The sequence below is a fragment of the Variovorax sp. 10N412 genome, from assembly GCF_056394985.1.
Genome location: NZ_JBFTIO010000012.1, coordinates 36,453 through 52,459 on the forward strand (window position 1 = coordinate 36,453; position 16,007 = coordinate 52,459).

At 66.7% G+C, this 16,007-nt stretch carries 15 protein-coding genes; 10 read left to right on the forward strand and 5 right to left on the reverse strand.

The window, feature by feature from the left end; genetic code table 11:
• Window positions 1–93 precede the first annotated feature (93 nt).
• A complete protein-coding gene (locus AC1DJH_RS23635) occupies window positions 94–495 on the reverse strand; it encodes a hypothetical protein (protein WP_472118500.1) in 402 nt (133 codons plus the stop codon).
• A 146-nt stretch (window positions 496–641) separates the two neighbouring features.
• Window positions 642–2,024: a RepB family plasmid replication initiator protein gene (locus AC1DJH_RS23640; RefSeq protein WP_478187371.1), complete on the reverse strand. Its 1,383-nt coding sequence runs from the start codon at window positions 2,022–2,024 to the stop codon at window positions 642–644.
• Window positions 2,025–2,637: 613 nt separating this feature from the next.
• Between AC1DJH_RS23640 and AC1DJH_RS23645 the strand changes: the two genes are divergently transcribed.
• A complete protein-coding gene (locus AC1DJH_RS23645) occupies window positions 2,638–3,792 on the forward strand; it encodes an AAA family ATPase (RefSeq protein ID WP_435440492.1) in 1,155 nt (384 codons plus the stop codon).
• 173 nt (window positions 3,793–3,965) lie between these two features.
• Here AC1DJH_RS23645 and AC1DJH_RS23650 read toward each other — a convergent pair whose 3' ends face one another.
• Entirely contained in the window at window positions 3,966–4,166 is a 201-nt protein-coding gene (locus AC1DJH_RS23650; RefSeq protein ID WP_472118506.1) for a hypothetical protein, read from the reverse strand.
• Between the two features lie 211 nt (window positions 4,167–4,377).
• On the opposite strand from AC1DJH_RS23650, the gene AC1DJH_RS23655 reads away from it, so the two are divergent.
• The 3 genes from AC1DJH_RS23655 (at window position 4,378) to AC1DJH_RS23665 (ending at window position 8,107) form a co-directional block, all read left to right on the forward strand.
• Window positions 4,378–5,463 carry a ParB/RepB/Spo0J family partition protein gene (locus AC1DJH_RS23655; protein ID WP_472118509.1) on the forward strand — a complete coding sequence of 362 codons (1,086 nt, stop codon included), beginning with the start codon at window positions 4,378–4,380 and terminating at the stop codon, window positions 5,461–5,463.
• Between the two features lie 438 nt (window positions 5,464–5,901).
• Window positions 5,902–6,141: a hypothetical protein gene (locus AC1DJH_RS23660; RefSeq protein WP_478187372.1), complete on the forward strand. Its 240-nt coding sequence runs from the start codon at window positions 5,902–5,904 to the stop codon at window positions 6,139–6,141.
• Between the two features lie 25 nt (window positions 6,142–6,166).
• Window positions 6,167–8,107, forward strand: coding sequence for a phage integrase family protein (locus tag AC1DJH_RS23665; protein ID WP_472118514.1), 1,941 nt, complete (start codon window positions 6,167–6,169; stop codon window positions 8,105–8,107).
• Here AC1DJH_RS23665 and tsaC read toward each other — a convergent pair.
• Window positions 8,104–8,679, reverse strand: coding sequence for an L-threonylcarbamoyladenylate synthase type 1 TsaC (gene tsaC / locus AC1DJH_RS23670; protein ID WP_472118517.1), 576 nt, complete (start codon window positions 8,677–8,679; stop codon window positions 8,104–8,106). The two genes, AC1DJH_RS23665 and tsaC, sit on opposite strands and share 4 nt — an antisense overlap.
• Before the next feature lie 286 nt (window positions 8,680–8,965).
• Between tsaC and AC1DJH_RS23675 the strand changes: the two genes are divergently transcribed.
• Together AC1DJH_RS23675 and mrdA are read left to right on the forward strand one after the other, a co-directional pair.
• Window positions 8,966–9,664, forward strand: coding sequence for a pentapeptide repeat-containing protein (locus tag AC1DJH_RS23675; protein ID WP_472118520.1), 699 nt, complete (start codon window positions 8,966–8,968; stop codon window positions 9,662–9,664).
• 22 nt (window positions 9,665–9,686) lie between these two features.
• Window positions 9,687–11,687: a penicillin-binding protein 2 gene (gene mrdA, locus AC1DJH_RS23680; RefSeq protein WP_472118523.1), complete on the forward strand. Its 2,001-nt coding sequence runs from the start codon at window positions 9,687–9,689 to the stop codon at window positions 11,685–11,687.
• A gap of 12 nt (window positions 11,688–11,699) precedes the next feature.
• Here the strand turns inward: mrdA and AC1DJH_RS23685 are convergent, their stop codons facing one another.
• Window positions 11,700–12,482 carry an IclR family transcriptional regulator gene (locus AC1DJH_RS23685; protein ID WP_435485907.1) on the reverse strand — a complete coding sequence of 261 codons (783 nt, stop codon included), beginning with the start codon at window positions 12,480–12,482 and terminating at the stop codon, window positions 11,700–11,702.
• 159 nt (window positions 12,483–12,641) lie between these two features.
• Here AC1DJH_RS23685 and AC1DJH_RS23690 point away from each other — a divergent pair, with 159 nt between their 5' ends.
• The 4 genes from AC1DJH_RS23690 to AC1DJH_RS23705 are packed head-to-tail and all read left to right on the forward strand — an operon-like array spanning window position 12,642 to window position 15,984.
• On the forward strand, window positions 12,642–13,649 hold the full coding sequence (locus AC1DJH_RS23690) for a TRAP transporter substrate-binding protein (protein WP_472118526.1): 1,008 nt from the start codon (window positions 12,642–12,644) through the stop codon (window positions 13,647–13,649).
• A 33-nt stretch (window positions 13,650–13,682) separates the two neighbouring features.
• Window positions 13,683–14,129 carry a type II 3-dehydroquinate dehydratase gene (locus AC1DJH_RS23695; RefSeq protein WP_478187373.1) on the forward strand — a complete coding sequence of 149 codons (447 nt, stop codon included), beginning with the start codon at window positions 13,683–13,685 and terminating at the stop codon, window positions 14,127–14,129.
• A gap of 14 nt (window positions 14,130–14,143) precedes the next feature.
• A complete protein-coding gene (locus tag AC1DJH_RS23700; protein WP_472118531.1) occupies window positions 14,144–14,707 on the forward strand; it encodes a TRAP transporter small permease in 564 nt (187 codons plus the stop codon).
• The gene (locus AC1DJH_RS23705; protein ID WP_472118534.1) at window positions 14,704–15,984 is read left to right on the forward strand and encodes a TRAP transporter large permease; all 1,281 of its coding nucleotides are present in this window, start codon (window positions 14,704–14,706) and stop codon (window positions 15,982–15,984) included. The genes AC1DJH_RS23700 and AC1DJH_RS23705 overlap by 4 nt, the downstream gene beginning before the upstream one ends.
• The last annotated feature ends 23 nt before the right edge of the window (window positions 15,985–16,007 follow it).

The following is a 16,007-nucleotide window of genomic DNA, read 5'->3' on the forward strand; positions in this document are numbered from 1 at the left end:
TGAGCAGACTCCACACCCGCAAAAGCCACTAACGGCGTGCGACAGAAAATCCATCACGCAAAACTGCTCGCCGCTGTGAACGGCCACCGCACCCTAGCCGTGGGCGCTGGACCTGCTGCGCATCCACAACGCAACCGCCTCCAGTTCCTCGGCCGTGAACCGTCCGACCAGCTCATGCGCGGTCTGCTCGATCATCGGCGAGGCCACCAGATCGGCATACATCGCCAGCCTGCGCGCCTCGAAATCGGGGGCAGCCAGGGTCAGCGGCGCTTCGGAAGTGAAGCGCCCACCGGCCCTGAGTCGCACGCGCACCTGTTCATGGATGGTTTGCGTGTTGGCCACGTAGATGCTGACCAGGCTTTCGCCGGCGGCCGAGTGAAAGCAGGTTTCCAGCGCGGTTCGGCTGATCCTGACGGGTGTGCGCCTGCTGCCTTCCTTGTGAAAGAAATGCAGCCACTCTTCGGCGTTTTCCGGGTTCGTCCATTCTTCTTCCATGCGTTCGGGTGCTGGTGCAGCAACAAGTGAGTCCGACTGCATCGTTGAATTGACAGTGCAAGGCCAGGAGGAGGCCATTGACGCCCCGGTCTGTAGGCCGATCGCAAAACCGCGGAAAAAGTCACACGCTCGAGCGTGTGGCGTGGTCAGATGCCGGCCACACCGCGCTGAAGCGCGAAGTCGAGCAAAACGCGATCGGAGGGCTCCTCCGGCCAGGTGGTCTGGGCGACCCACTTGTAGAACGTGCTGGCCGCGACCCGGCTGGCGGGGCCGTCGCGCCGCCAGGCGCGGGCGATCGGCAGGGCCAGCTGTTCCAGCCGCTGCGCTTCGAACTGGCCGCGCAGCTCGGCCTGCGAGGGCGGCTGCATTTCCGCAAACATCGCGCGGGCTTGCGCCATGCGGTCGTTTTCCCAGAGCTCGCGGATGCGCTGCATGCGATCGGACGGCGAAAGCGAAATCACCGGATGCGCAACGGAGTTAGTGCCAGCTGACGCCGCTTGCGGCGCGGTGTCGGCCATCGGCAGTGGCTTGGCGGCCGCGTAACCCTTCTTGAGCGCGTCCTTGAAATACGCCGCGGGCGATTTCAGCTCGGGCATGGTCGGGCTGAGCAGGCGCTGATCGACGTGGTCGAGCGTGGCGCGCAACTGGTTCTCGTCGGTGGTGGCGTAGAGATCCTGTGCCTCTTCCTGCTTGATGCCGAGCGCGATGAGCCGGCCCACGAGCGCCAGGTCGAAGACGTTGCGCTCGGCGTTGGGAATGTCGCCCAGGCGTTGCTGCACCTTGGGAACCACGCGGAACTGGATCTCCTCGATCTTGCGGCCGCGCTTGTGCTCGATGAGCTCGATGCTGAAGTCTTCGCAGAGCGCGTCGATTTCGGCCAGCGCCTTGGAGATCACGTCGCGCTTGAGAAAGCGGTAGTCGACCTCCTTGATGTCGCTGCGCCCGGTCAGCACGGCCGCCCACCAGACCACGTCCTCGCGCATCGAGAGGCGCCCGGGCGAGGTGAGGTAGCGCGCGCCGATCTCGTACAGCACGGCGGCGGAATAGCTGCGCATCTGCCCGCTGATCTCCAGCAGCACCCGGGTGTACTGGTGGGGGCGCACCAGGCGCTCCTTGATCTCTTCCGGATAGCGCCAGGTGACCATACAGGGGCGTCCTCTGCCCTGTTCCTCGATGGTGACCGTGCCGAGCAGCTGGGACGACACCCAGCGCTTCAGCGCGGGGCCGCTGGTCGACCACTCGATGGTGGTCGCCTGCATGTCGCGCAGGTGCGCCTTGAGCAATTCGGTGTTGTTGGAGTTGAACCGGGCGTCGCCGATGAGTTCGCTCAGCGCCAGCTTGTAGACGGGTTCGTCGACGCCCTGGCGCTGGGAGTGGTACAGCAGGGCGTTGTAGATGCGGCGCGACAGCAGCGTGAGGCGCCCGCGCTTGGGCCGGATGGCGATGGCTTCATTGGCCTTGGCGACGCTCTGTTCTTCCGCTGTCGGAGGTTGGCGCGGGGCGCTGGGGGGAGCTTCTTCCTCGGCCATGTCTGATGTATCGCAATTGCTTGGGTTCACATCATGCCTTCGTATTGTGAATGGGTCAATTCACAAAGAATCGAGCCGTCTTGTTCTATTTGAAAAGTAACACTTGGAACTTTGAAGAGTTTGGCAAGTGACTTTCTCTTTCTGTGACAAGGACTTGGAACGGTTTCTGTGAGTGATTCTGGGATTCAATGTGAGATCGAATGGGAATTCATGTGAGAACCGTTGGGGTTCTTCGACCGTTGTTGTGTGTATCTATGGGGTTCGGTGTGAGTGGATATGGGGTTCCTGCCACCCGAAGGCGCCCATTTCCGCGGTTCCGCACCGTTATCTGCCCTGAATGGGCCTCGGCGGGGCTCACAGGTGCCCCAGGGCGGGCGCGACACCGCAGAATCCACCTGCACAGGGAGGCGCCAAGGCGGGGTTCCCTATCGGTTCTCACATTAGGCAAGCGTGCAGACACTGGGGAATCGGTATAACTTGTTCATTCGATGGATTCTCGTAGAATTGGCGGATTCTGTCGAATAGGGTCTACCCAATGTCCGTCCCCGTGCCTCCCGTCGGTGGAAACCAGGTTTCCACCGAGTCCCAGACGCCCCCGAGGCAAGTCATCAACATGGAGCGCATCGCAGGCCTTGCCACGCGTGCTGGCTCCATGGTCGAGCAGATACGCGGCATGCTGCTCGCCCCCGAGGCCCGCAAGATTCCGCCTGTCTATTCCACCGCGCAACTCGCTGCGCTTTGCGGCGTCGACAAGGCGCATGTCGCCTACCGCATCACGAAGGACGATCTCCCGGCCGGCCGCCTGACGCCCTCTGGCGGCAAGCGTACCTTCGAGCTCGAGGAGCTCCGCCGCTGGACGCGCACCTACCGCGCTGACAAGATGCGTCCGACCGGGCGCAAGGCCATCACCATTGCGGTCGGTAACTTCAAGGGAGGTGTTGCAAAGACGACCACCGCGATGGTGCTGGCGCAGGGCTTGAGTCTGCGCGGCCACCGTGTGCTGGCGATCGACACCGATCCGCAGGGCTCTCTCACCACGCTGCACGGCTTGTTGCCGGAGGCCGAGGTCACGGAAGACATGACGATCGGCCCGTTGTGCGACGGGACCGAGAGCGACATCCGCTACGCGATTCGCTCCACGTATTGGGATGGCCTCGACCTGGTGGCTGCGGCCCCTTTCCTGTTCTCGGCCGAATTCGCGCTGCCCGCGCGCCAGATGCAGGAGCCAGGCGCAAAGTTCTGGGACGTGCTCAACGTCGGCCTGGAAAGCGTGCGTGATCTGTATGACGTGATCGTCATCGACACGCCGCCGTCCCTTTCTTATGTGACGATCAACGCACTCTGGGCCGCGAACGGCATCGTGGTGCCTGTGCCGCCGTCGGGGCTGGACTTCGCGTCCTCAGCGCAGTTCTGGTCGCTGCTGGCCGACCTTGGTTCCAACCTCGACGGTCAGAGCAAGGACCGCGAGGGCAAGGCCTTCGAATTCCTGCATGTGCTGCTGAGCCGTGTCGACGCGGCCGATCCGGCCATGCCGGCGGTGCGTCAATGGATCCAGGCGACATACGGCGAGTACACCCTGCCGGTGGAGATTCCCAAGACCAGTGTGACGAGCAACAAGGCGGCCGAGTTCGCGACCGTCTATGACGTGCAACGGTACGAAGGCGCAGCGAAGACCTACAAGCGTGCCGTGGACGCGTACGACGCGTTTGTGGAACTGGTCGAGCAATCCGTGGTCGGCGCATGGTCCGCGCAAGGGAGGGCGCGCTGATGGGGGAGAACCACAGTCGAGACCGGCTGCACTTAAGCGCTCGGAAAAGCAGGGTGCCGGGCACCGGCGTGGAAACCTGGTTTCCACACGATGCTTTACATCAGCGGGGCGCGGTCCGGAAGGCCGGACCTTTTGTGAGCCGACTGTGCGCGGCTGTCAACACGGCGAGCCCTTCAGTAGGGCTCGATGCTCGGAGCAACTTCCCAGCCGAGCTCTTGGCTGCTCGGCGGCCCGAGCATGGAAGTCAACGTGGCGCTTGCACTGGGGCACGGCGTGCCCAGGCCGTTGCTGAACGCGCGGCGCTGCCGCTGGGGCGCGTCGCTCACACGGCCGCAGCAGCTGCGGTCATGGCTGTGGAAACCAGGTTTCCACATGCATCGGTTCCTATGTACCAGTTCATCGAATCGACGCGCAGCGCGTGCCCGCACACTGACTGGACGTTGGAAGCGGAGTCTTCCTTTCTCACCAACGGGCGCCATCGCGTTGCGCCCCCACAGCGACGGACACAGCAGCCGTTGCCGCCGATCGGGGCGTCGCGATCCCCGCTTGTGGAAACCCGGTTTCCACGCTTCAGGAGTCCGCACCATGTCTAGTACCCGAAAGCGCCTCGAAGCGCTGACTGCCAACCTGTCGCTTCCCCAGGCGCCTGCACAGCCCGTGGATCTGCCCAAGGCCGCACCCGCTGAAGAGCAGGCGCCGCCCCATGCGGCAACGGGTGTGGAAACCAGGTTTCCACCGGCCGTCGGAGGCAGCCATGCACCGCGCACCGGCCCCGGCCAGATGCTCGCGTTTCGTGGGCAGATCCAGCAGGTCGAAGGAGAGATGGCAACGCTGCGCGAAAAGCTGCGCCAGTACGAAGGCTCCCTGCCGACGCGCAAGATGGACCCCGCCACCATCCGCCCGAGCCGCTGGGCCAACCGCCACGAGGCTTCGTTCAATACCAGCGAGTTTGCAGGGCTCAAGGCCGACATCGAACACGCGGGCGGCAACGTCCAGCCGATTCTCGTTCGGCCGCTGAAGGACGAGCCTGGGCAATTCGAACTGGTTTTCGGCCATCGCCGTCACCGCGCGTCGCTGGAACTCGGCATGCCGGTGCTGGCCTCGATCTGGGTGGACGACCTCGGCGACGCGGCGCTCTTCGCAGCCATGGACCGGGAGAACCGTGAGCGTGCGGATCTTTCTCCGTACGAGCAGGGCGTGATGTACCAGCGCGCCCTGGAAGAACAACTGTTCCCGACGCAGCGACAGCTCGCCGAAGGGCTGGGCGTCAGCCACACCTGGGTTCGCAAGGCACTGATGGTGGCGCAGCTTCCCTCTGCGGTCGTGGAGTGCTTCAGGTCTCCGCTGGAAATCAGCTTTCGCCATGCCGAACAGGTCAACGCCGCCATGGCGCTGGACCGGCGCGGGTTGCTCAAGCGCGTGGAGAAGCTGCGAGGCCAGACCTTGTCTCCGGCGCTTGTGGTGGCTCGCCTTCTGGACGCTCCGCCCGGCTTCGAACGCACCGAGCGCATCGACGTCCAGGCCGACGGTCAGAAGTTCGGCACCCTCGTACGATCGAAGGCAGGGGAGGTCACCATCACCCTGAGCTCCGGCGCTGCAATCGGTGCACCTGTGGAGGTGCTGGAATCGGCGATCTCGGATGCGCTTCGAAGGGCGCGCAGCTTCAGTTGAGCAGGATCAAGGGCGAGGAATCTGCCCTTGATGTGAGATCCATTGGGATTTCAATCCGGTTGCGCAGACGGCCGCGCAACCGGCCTCACGTTCAAGTCACGAGTTTCCGTCAAGAAGTAAGCGCAGACTGCAGGACGATTTGCGTGCCGCGACAACAGGTTGCGTCAAGTATCTAGATCGGGTGGTAGATATACCGTTGGGTTTGCTGTAGGTGGGCTCTGGGAATGCACTTCCTGGTCAAAACCCGGGCATTCCCTCCATCCTCGCTAAACTGCGCAGACGACCGCGATCCGATTAATTCCAATCAGATCAACAACTTAGTTTGAGGTCACGTCGTAGACTCTAGAAATGCATCCAAATATTGCATGAATGATTATTCTGCTAATCATCGAAATAGAATGCCCACTCACTACACAGTTCACCACCTCATAGGAACTCATGACATCAACCAGCCCGTCATCCCCTTTCGCACACTTCGATGACGAGACCCTCGCGGAACTGGCACTGACCTGGCGCGCCCGCGCGCACCGTGGCGAGCGTGAGGCCTTTGGCACCGCGCATGCCCTGGAAGTCGAAGTACGCCGCCGCATGCGCGAGGCTGAAGAATCCGCGCCCACGCCACCTGAAGAAGAAGCTGCGCCGGTTCCCGAGCGCGCCTGGTGGAAGTTCTGGAACTGAGCCGAGACAGCACACCGCGTCCCCCATGACCAAGCACCCGCCCCGCAAACTGCACCGAGGCCACTTCGCCTTCATGCGGGCGTTGGCCCAGGGCATCGACGAGCGCACCAGCTGGGACCGATACCTCCGACTGGAAGGCGAGCACACCGACCTGCGGGTCGTGCGCCGCACCATCGCCTGGATCCGTGACGAGTTCGCCGCGGCGGCGCGCCGGGAGCAGCGGCCCGGCACCGCCCGCCTGATCCTGCTCGATCCCGATCAGTTCTCGCCGAAGGCCGCGTTGCCCAGCCTGAGCGACTTTGCGCAGGCGCAGGGACTGGAAGACTTCTCCGAAGCCGAGCAGATCGAGGCGTACGAAGCCGCCTTCCCGGGGGGCGCACACCAGGGCGGCGGCGCGGGCCGCGCGTCCCGCCGCGCGCGCGTCGTCGAGCGCCAGCTCGAAGCGCTGCGCTGGCTCGAAGGCCACACGGCGCAAGACCCCCGTGCGGCCGACGGGGTCTCGGCCTGGCTCAACCCCGCCGTGGCCGCGCGGCTGGAGCTCGGCGGCCTGCCGACCCTTGCCGCGCTGGTCGCATGCATCAACGAAGCCGGTGCGCGCTGGTGGGTAAGGGTGCCGGGCATCGGAGAACGCAAGGCCGCACGCATCCTCGACTGGCTGCGTGCCAACGAGGAACCGCTGGGCCTTCGCGTGGGCACGCACGCCGCCCACCGGCGCCGCCAGGTGAGCCCGCTCGACCTCGCCGCGGTTGTGCCGGCCGGCACCGCCATGCTTCCGTACGAGAAGTTCGTGGCGCCCCCCGAGCTGGACGGGAGCGCCGGCCGCTACCGTGCCCCGCGAGACCAGTGCCTGCTGGCGGCCCAGACCGACCATGAAGCCATCGGCGCCTGGCTCGCGGCCAAGCGCTCCCAGGACGCGGCCGGCGAACTCTCGCCCACCCAGCGTTCCTACCGCAAGGAAGCCGAGCGGCTGCTGCTGTGGGCGGTGCTCGAGCGCAAGACCGCGCTGTCGTCGCTCGGCGCCGAGGACGCCGTCGCCTACCGCCTGTTCCTCGGCGACCCGCCCGCTGCGTGGTGCGGTCCGCGCCACAACCAGCGCTGGTCCCCGCTGTGGCGGCCGCTCGAAGGGCCCTTGGCACCTGCGGCGCTGCGCCAGGCCATGGCCATCCTGCGCAGCCTGTTCGGCTTCCTGACGCGACAGAACTACCTCACGGGCAATCCGTTCGCAGCCATGACCGAGCGGCTGGAAGCGCCGCGCGCGCTGGGCCTGCACCGCACGCTGAGCCTTGCCCAGTGGGAGCATCTCGATTCGCTGCTTGCCGGACATGCCGCGACAGAAGCCGGCCGCCGCCTGCGCCGCGGCATGCGCTGGGTCTACGCCACGGGCCTGCGGCTGGCCGAGATCACCGGCGCCACGTGCGGCGACCTCCAGCAGGTGGTCTATCGCAGGCCCGACGGCGGCGACGCCGGCGGCTGGCTTTTGTCGGTCAGGGGCAAGGCCGGGCGCCAGCGCGAAGTGCCGGTGCCTGCCGAGCTGGTGACCGACCTCGAGGAAGAACTCGCGCACCACGGCTTCGAACCCCGTGTCGGCGCGCAGGGCAACCGCAACATCCACGTGCTCGCCCGTTTCGACCTGAAGCCCGAGCACCCCAAGCCGTGGTCTGCCTCCGGCTTCTACAGCGCCATCAAGCTGTTCCTGGCGCAGGCCGCCCGCATGCTCGACGATGCGCAAGCCGAGCATCTGCAACGCGCCAGCATCCATTGGCTGCGCCATGCCCACGGCGCGCACGCGCTGCAGGGCGGGGCAGGGCGCGCGCCGGTGCCGATCCAGGTCGTGCAGAACAACCTGGGCCACGTGTCGGTCGGCACGACGGCCGGCTACCTGAGCGCACAGAGCAGGGCGGGCCTGATGGAAATGCAGGGCTTCTGGACACCGGCCACCGAGCTGGCGACCCGCACGCCCAGCTAGCCGCGAACGATCTCGCCGGTCAGCGCGTTTCGGATTTCGCTCGGCTTCGCGAGCCCACCCACGGCGCCGTCGACCAGCACGTCGATGCCCTCCGGAAAATACGACAGCACCTCGCCCGCCGTCCGTGCGGCCGGCAAGCCATGCGGATTGGCGCTGGTCGACACCAGCGCACCGCCGAAGGCGCGGCACAGCGCGGCCGCGCCGGCGTGGGCCGTCACGCGCAGCGCAATGCCCGGATGCCGGCCGGAGATCCATGCCGGCACCTGCGCGCTGCGCGGAAAGATCCAGGTGGAGGGCCCTGGCCAGCTCGCCAGCACCCGGTTGAGCGCCACCCGGGGAACCTGCGTCATGTCGATGTAGGGCGCGACCTGCGCGAAGTCCGCCGCGATCAGCAACACGCCTTGCGCGACCTCGCGCTGCTTGAGCAGGCAGATGCGCGTGACCGCCGCTTCGTTCGACGGATCGCAGCCCAACCCCATGACGGCTTCGGTGGGGTAGGCCGCCACCTCCCCGGCACGCAGCCGCTGCGCCACGCGGTTCGCTTCGGCGGGCACGTCATGGAAGGTCTGCATGGTCGGGGCGGTCGGCGTTGGGATGGATCGCGCCAGTCTACCGACGCGGCAGGCCCGCAGCGTCGCCAAAGTAAACTCGACCGCCACCCGCACGGGCCGTTTGACACCCGCCCGCGCGCGAGGTCGGTACGCAACGTGCGACCGACCCTGGACGCACGCAGCAGCCCGCTGCCCGCGATGTCCGACGACGCGCGCAGGGCCCCGCGAAGCACCGGCTGAGTGCCGACCCATTCAAGGGGAACCGATGCGTGCCATGGCATCTCTGATCCCGCTTACCTGTATTTCCATGACCGACGCTTCCACTGTCTCATCCCTCACCGGCGAAACCATCGACCGGGATCGCCTGAAGCGCCTGCTGTCCGAAGCGCAGTGCGCGCTGCGCTTCGCGCAATGCGACTTCGACGGCACCGACCTGTCGGACCTCGACCTGCGCCGCGCCCAGTTCGACGGCTGCAGCTTCGCCGAGGCCACCTTGCGCAAGACCCTGTTGACCGACACCCGCTGGACGGCGTGCCGCGCGCGCCAGGCCGACTTTCAGATGGCCGACCTGACGGACGCCCGCTTCACGGCCTGCGACCTGAACAACACCGGCTGGCACCGCGCCAAGCTGTCCGCCACGCGCTTCAGCGAGGTCAAGCTCACCGGCGCGCACTTCCACGAAGCGCAAGTGCTTGGCATCGGCTTTCACGACTCGCTGCTCTCGGGCGCCGACCTGCGCGGCATGTCATTTCGCAAGCAGACCATCGAGCGGCTCGACCTGTCCGATGCGGACCTCGCGGGCTGCGACTTTCGCGACGCCGTGTTCGAAGGTGGCAGCCTGCGCGACGCGAACCTCAAGAACGCGCGCTTCGACGGCGCCGACCTGCGCTCGGTCGACCTCGGCGGCCTGCGCATCGCCAACGTGGCGCAGCGCTTCAAGGGCGCGATCATTTCCTACGACCAGGCCGCCACGCTGATCGGCGAGCTCGGCATCCGCGTGCTGTGAGCGAAAGTTATTTCTTTTTCCGATGAATGACGAAATTCGCGACACCGGCGCCGAACTCTCCCGCTTTCGCCGCCGCCTGCTGGTCATCGGCTGCGTGGTGCTCTTCGGCTTCGGCCTGATCGGCGCGCGCCTGGTCCACCTGCAGGTCGTGCGCTACGACGAGCTGGCCGAGCGGGCCGAAAGCAACCGCACCGCCATCGTGCCGATCGTGCCCAACCGCGGGCTGATCCTGGACCGCAACGGCGTGGTGCTGGCTTCCAACTACGCTGCCTACACGCTGGAAATCACGCCGTCCAAAGTCGGTGATGCCGGCGCCGTCGGCACCGCCATCGACGAGCTGGGCACCCTCGTGGAGGTCACGCCCGGCGACCGGCGCCGTTTCCAGCGCCTGCGCGAGGACTCGCGCAGCTTCGACTCCATTCCGATCCGCACCCGCCTGAGCGACGAGGAGGTGGCGCGCTTCGCCGCGCAGCGCTACCGCTTTCCGGGCGTGGAGATCAAGGCGCGCCTGCTGCGCAGCTATCCGTACGGCGAGGTGGCGTCGCACGTCATCGGCTACATCGGGCGCATCAACCAGCGCGAGAAGACCGCGATGGAAGACTGGGAAGAGGGCGACCGCGCCAACTACCGCGGCACCGACCACATCGGCAAGCTCGGTGTCGAGCAGAGCTACGAGACCGTGCTGCACGGCCAGACCGGCGCCGAGCAGATGGAAACCTCGGCCGGCGGCCGCGCGGTGCGCCGCCTCGCGCGCCATGCCGCCGTTCCGGGCCAGACGGTGATGCTGTCGCTGGACATCAAGCTGCAGAAGCTGGTGGAAGACATGTTCGGCGATCGGCGCGGCGCCCTGGTGGCCATCGACCCCAAGAGCGGCGAGGTGCTGGCCTTCGTGAGCAAACCCACCTTCGACCCCAACCTGTTCGTCGAAGGCATCGACACCGAAAGCTGGAAGACGCTCACCGAGTCGCCCGACAACCCGCTGCTGAACCGCGCGCTGCGCGGCACCTACCCGCCCGGCTCCACCTACAAGCCCTTCATGGCGCTGGCCGCGCTGCAGACCGGCAAGCGGGCCGCCGCCACGGTGGAGAACGACCCCGGCTACTACAACTTCGGCGGGCGCACCTTCCTCAGCCACCGGGGCGGGCTGGGCGGCGTCGACATGCACCGGGCCATCCAGCACTCGAGCAACACCTACTTCTATTCGCTTGCCACCGAGATGGGCGTGGACCTGATCCACGACTTCATGGCGCCGCTCGGCTTCGGGCAGCTCACCGGCATCGACCTGATGGGCGAGGTGCGCGGCGTGCTGCCGAGCACCGCGTGGAAGCGCAACGCCTACCGGCGCGCCGACATGAAGCAATGGCACGCGGGCGAGACCATCTCGCTGGGCATCGGCCAGGGCTACAACAGCTTCACCATGCTGCAGCTCGCCTCGGCCAACGCCACGCTGGCCAACGCCGGCGTGCGCTACCATCCCCACCTGGTGCGGGCCATCCGGGACACCGGCAGCGGCCAGGTCGTGCAGCAGGTGCAGCCGCCGGCCCAGGACCTGGGCTATGCGCGAAAGAACGTCGACGTCGTGCGCAACGCCATGGTCGCGGTCACCCAGGGCGGCACGGGCACGCGCGTGTTCGCGGGTGCCGCCTATGCCTCGGCCGGCAAGACGGGCACGGCGCAGGCGGTGGGCCTGAGCCCCAAGGCGCGCGCCAGCGGGAAGGCGCTCGACGCGCGCCAGCGCGACCACGCGCTCTACATGGCCTTCGCGCCGGCCGCGGACCCGACCATCGCGGTGGCGGCCATCGTGGAGAACGCGGGCTTCGGCGCGGCCCATGCGGCGCCGATCGTGCGCCGCGTGTTCGACTACTGGATCGCGGGGCAGTACCCGAACGAGGCCGACATGGCGGCCGTGCGCGCGGGGACCGCGGGTGCGCCGATCGGCAAGCCCTTGCTGGCGAGCGAGGTGCCGACGCTGGAGAGCCGCGCGGAAACCGGCGGCACGCAGGACGACGGGGCCGAGCTGTAGAACCCGCCGGGCTCAGGCCCTGCGCTTGAACATCGCCGAGGCGCCGCTGGCCTGCGCTACGTCCTCGGCCGACAGCAGCAGCGTGGGCCCGAGCTCGAGCATGCGTTCTTCCGTCAGGCGCACCAGCGGCCCGGCGATGGTGATGACGCCGATCACCGCGCCGTTGCCGTTGCGCACCGGCGCGGCCATGGCCGTCATCGCCGGCGCGAACACCTCGTTGATCGTCGCGAAGCCGCGCTTGCGCGCCGCGCGCAGGTAGCTCAGCAAGGCCTTCACGGTGGTCGGGGCCTTCGGGCCGTAGTCTTCGGGCTTGCCGAAGCCCTGCCTGGCGACCAGTTGCAGCGCCTGTTCGTCCGTCATGGTGGAGAGCCACGCGTGGCCGGCCGAACTGCATGACAGGTTCACCGACAGGCCCATGTCGGGGTCGTAGCGCAGGCCGCGGGTGGCGCCTTGTGCCTTGGCGACGAAGGTGAGTTCGTCGCCGTCGACCACGGCGAGCCGCACCAGCTCGCCCGACTCGGCCGCGAGCCTGTCGAGCAGCGGCTGCGCCACGTCGACGATGCCGCTGTTGCTCAGGAAGCTCAGGCCCAGCGACACCAGCTTGATCGTGAGCATGTAGTCGCCGTGGCTCTGGTCCTGGCGCACATAGCCGCAGCGGATCAGTTCGGTCAGCAGGCGGTGGGTGGCGCTGAGCGGCATTTCCAGCTCGCCCGAGAGGGCCGACAGCGCGCGGCCTTCGGGATGGCCGGCCAGGTGTTCGAGGACCTTGAAGCTGCGTTCGAGTATGGCGGTCATGACGTTCGGAAGGTGGGGCAGACGCCACTCTAGCGTTTTTGCCAAGTGTTTTCACTAGTGGAAATACTTTCCACTTCCAACATAAGATCGCGCCGCCCGGTGGCAGGAGGCGGCGACGGATCGCCCCGACGAGCACCCACAACACAGCAGGAGATCAACTTGAGCACGCTTCATCGTTCACTGGCCGCGGCCGGCCTTGCCCTGGCCCTGGCCGGTTCCGCCTTCGCGCAGGATGTGCAGGAGCGCGTCATCCGCTTCGGCCACCTCAACAATGCCGACCACCCGGTGAGCTTCGGCGTGAAGCGTTTCGCCGAGCTGCTCGCGGCCAAGAGCGGCGGCAAGATGAAGGTGCAGGAGTTCCCCGCCTCGCAGCTGGGCAACGAGATGCAGCAGCAGTCGGCGCTGCAGGGCGGCGTGCAGCAGATGTCGGCGCCGGCCACCACCTCGCTGGCGGGCATCGTGAAGGAGTTCGGCCTGGTCGACTTTCCGTTCGCGGTCGGCAACTTTGCGCAGGCCGATGCGCTGCTCGACGGTCCGCTCGGCCAGCAGCTCATTGCGAAGCTGCCCGAGAAAGGCCTGGTCGCACTGGGCTACTGGGACCTGGGCTTTCGCAACGTCACCAACAGCAAGCGCCCGATCACAAAGCCCGAAGACCTCGAAGGCCTGAAGATCCGCGTCATTCCGAATCCGGTGTTCCTTGAAACCTTCAAGGCCTTCAAGTCCAACCCGGTGCCGATGCCCTTCGCCGAGCTGTACGGCGCCCTCGAGGCCAAGGCGGTCGACGGCCAGGAGAACCCCTATGCAGTGATCCTGTCGAACAAGTTCTACGAAGTGCAGAAGTTCGTGAGCGCGACGAACCATGTGTACGCGGCCAACATCGTGCTGGTCAGCAAGAAGTTCTGGGACTCGCTCACACCCACCGAGCAGAAGATGATGCGCGAGGCCGCCGACGAAGCACGCGGCTACCAGCGCCAGGTGAGCCGCGCCGCCGCGCAGAAGGCCGTGGGCGAGCTGCAGGCCAAGGGTGCGCAGTTCAACGAACTCGCGCCGTCCGAGCAGGCGCGCATGCGCCAGATCGCCAAGCCCGTGACCGAGCGCTTCGCCGCGAGCTACGACCCCGCCATCGTCAAGCTCTACAACGACGAACTCGCGCGCATCCGCAAATAAGACATCCACCCTGAATCGCCACACGGATCCGCCATGAAAATCCTCGTCCTGCACGGCCCCAACCTCAACCTGTTCGGCCGCCGCGAACCCCACATCTACGGCAAGACCACGCTCGCGGAAATCAACGCGCAACTGGGCCGGCTCGCGGACGAACTCGGCGTGACGCTGGACATCCTCCAGTCCAACCACGAAGGCGACCTGATCGACTTTCTGCACGCCAACATCGACGACGCGCAGGGCGCGCTGATCAACCCCGCCGGCCTCACGCAGCACGGTGTGCCGCTGCACGACGCGATCAAGGCCATGCCGTTTCCGAGCATCGAGGTGCACATGTCCAACATCGCCGCGCGCGAGGCGTGGCGCGCGCACTCGATCATTTCGCCGGCGGTGAAGGGCACCGTCCAGGGCCTGGGCCCGCAGTCGTACCTGGCCGCACTGCGCGCGCTGGTCGAGATGCAGCGGCAGGCCGCCGCCGCCTGAACCGAGGCCACCCCATGAACCATTGGATCGACAGGTGCTGCGGCGCCATCGAGGCCCTGATCGCGGCCGCGCTCGCGGTCATGGTCGTGCTGGTCTTCGGCAACGTGGTGCTGCGCTACGGCTTCAACTCGGGCATCACGCTGTCGGAGGAGGTGTCGCGCTGGCTCTTCATCTGGATGACCTTCCTGGGCGCGGTCGTCGCGCTGAAGGAGCACGGCCACCTGGGCGTGGACATGGTGGTGCAGAAGCTGCCGCCCATCGGCAAGAAGATCTGCCTGGCCGTGGGGCACGTGGTCATGCTGTACATCGTGTGGCTGCTGTTCCAGGGCAGCATGGCGCAGACGCGCATCAACTGGGACGTCACCGCACCGGTCACCGGCGCGTCGATGGCGGTGGTGTACCTGTCGGGCGTGGTGTTCTCGGTGCTGGCCGCGTTCATCCTCGCGCTCGACCTGCTGCGCCTGCTGACCGGGCGCATCGCCGACAGCGACCTCGTGATGGTGCAGGAGTCCGAAGAGGCCGTGCAGCTGCAGCAGATTCTGGGCGCGCCGGGCGACGCACGGGGAGCCGGCAAATGACCATCGCCGTCTTCGTGGGCTCGCTGCTGCTGGCCATGGCGATGGGCATTCCCATCGCGTTCTCGCTGCTGGCCAGCGGTGTCGCGCTGATGTGGCACCTCGACCTGTTCGACGCGCAGATCCTCGCGCAGAACGTGATCGGCGGGGCCGACAGTTTTCCGCTGCTGGCCGTGCCGTTCTTCATGCTGGCCGGCGAGATCATGAACGTCGGCGGGCTCTCCAAGCGCATCGTCGACTTCGCGCTGGCGCTGGTCGGCCACGTGAAGGGCGGGCTCGGCTACGTGACCATCATGGCCGGCTGCCTGCTCTCGGCGCTCTCGGGTTCGGCCGTGGCCGACGCGGCCGCGCTCACCGCGCTGCTGCTGCCGATGATGGTGAAGGCCGGCCACGACAAGCCGCGCGCGGCCGGGCTCATTGCGGCCACGGGCGTTATCGGCCCGGTCATTCCGCCGAGCATCGGGCTGGTGATCTTCGGCGTGGCGGCCAACGTGTCGATCTCCAAGCTGTTCCTGGCGGCCATCGTGCCGGGGCTGCTCATCGGCGGCGCGCTGTGGGTCACCTGGGCCTGGCTGGTGCGGCGCGAAAAAATCGTGCCGCCGCCACGCAAGCCCGCCGCCGAGATCCTCAGCGCGTTCCGCAAGGCGCTGTGGGCGCTGATGCTGCCGGTCATCATTCTGGTGGGCCTGCGCATGGGCGTGTTCACGCCGACCGAGGCCGCCGTGGTGGCCGCCGTGTATGCGCTTTTCGTGTCGACCGTGATCTACCGCGAGATCACCTGGCGCGACCTGTACGGCATTTTCGTGAGCGCGGCCAAGACCAGCGCCATCGTGATGTTCCTGATTGCCGCGGCCATGGTGAGCGCCTGGCTCATCACGGTGGCCGACCTGCCGGCGAAGGTGGTCGGCCTGCTGCAGCCCTTCATGGGCAACCAGATCCTGCTGATGATCGCGATCATGGTGCTCGTGATGGTGGTGGGCACCGCGATGGACATGACGCCGACCATCCTGATCCTCACGCCGGTGCTCATGCCCATCGTGAAGGCCGCGGGCATCGACCCCGTGTACTTCGGCGTGCTGTTCATCATCAACAACTCGATCGGGCTGGTCACGCCGCCGGTGGGCACGGTGCTCAACGTGGTGGCCGGCGTCGGAAAGATATCGATGGACGACGTCACGCGCGGCGTCGTGCCTTTCATGATCGCGGAGTTCGCCGTCATGTTCCTGATGGTGTTGTTCCCATGGCTGGTGACGGGACCGGCCAAGTTGTTTCACGGTTAGAAAAACGCACAAGGAGACTTCCG

Coding starts and splice junctions, on each gene's coding strand:
- AC1DJH_RS23635 (WP_472118500.1), bottom strand. CDS start 495: ATGGAAGAAGAATGGACGAACCCGGAAAACGCCGAAGAGTGGCTGCAT.
- AC1DJH_RS23640 (WP_478187371.1), bottom strand. CDS start 2,024: ATGGCCGAGGAAGAAGCTCCCCCCAGCGCCCCGCGCCAACCTCCGACA.
- AC1DJH_RS23645 (WP_435440492.1), top strand. CDS start 2,638: ATGGAGCGCATCGCAGGCCTTGCCACGCGTGCTGGCTCCATGGTCGAG.
- AC1DJH_RS23650 (WP_472118506.1), bottom strand. CDS start 4,166: ATGTGGAAACCTGGTTTCCACAGCCATGACCGCAGCTGCTGCGGCCGT.
- AC1DJH_RS23655 (WP_472118509.1), top strand. CDS start 4,378: ATGTCTAGTACCCGAAAGCGCCTCGAAGCGCTGACTGCCAACCTGTCG.
- AC1DJH_RS23660 (WP_478187372.1), top strand. CDS start 5,902: ATGACATCAACCAGCCCGTCATCCCCTTTCGCACACTTCGATGACGAG.
- AC1DJH_RS23665 (WP_472118514.1), top strand. CDS start 6,167: ATGACCAAGCACCCGCCCCGCAAACTGCACCGAGGCCACTTCGCCTTC.
- tsaC (WP_472118517.1), bottom strand. CDS start 8,679: ATGCAGACCTTCCATGACGTGCCCGCCGAAGCGAACCGCGTGGCGCAG.
- AC1DJH_RS23675 (WP_472118520.1), top strand. CDS start 8,966: ATGACCGACGCTTCCACTGTCTCATCCCTCACCGGCGAAACCATCGAC.
- mrdA (WP_472118523.1), top strand. CDS start 9,687: ATGAATGACGAAATTCGCGACACCGGCGCCGAACTCTCCCGCTTTCGC.
- AC1DJH_RS23685 (WP_435485907.1), bottom strand. CDS start 12,482: ATGACCGCCATACTCGAACGCAGCTTCAAGGTCCTCGAACACCTGGCC.
- AC1DJH_RS23695 (WP_478187373.1), top strand. CDS start 13,683: ATGAAAATCCTCGTCCTGCACGGCCCCAACCTCAACCTGTTCGGCCGC.
- AC1DJH_RS23700 (WP_472118531.1), top strand. CDS start 14,144: ATGAACCATTGGATCGACAGGTGCTGCGGCGCCATCGAGGCCCTGATC.
- AC1DJH_RS23705 (WP_472118534.1), top strand. CDS start 14,704: ATGACCATCGCCGTCTTCGTGGGCTCGCTGCTGCTGGCCATGGCGATG.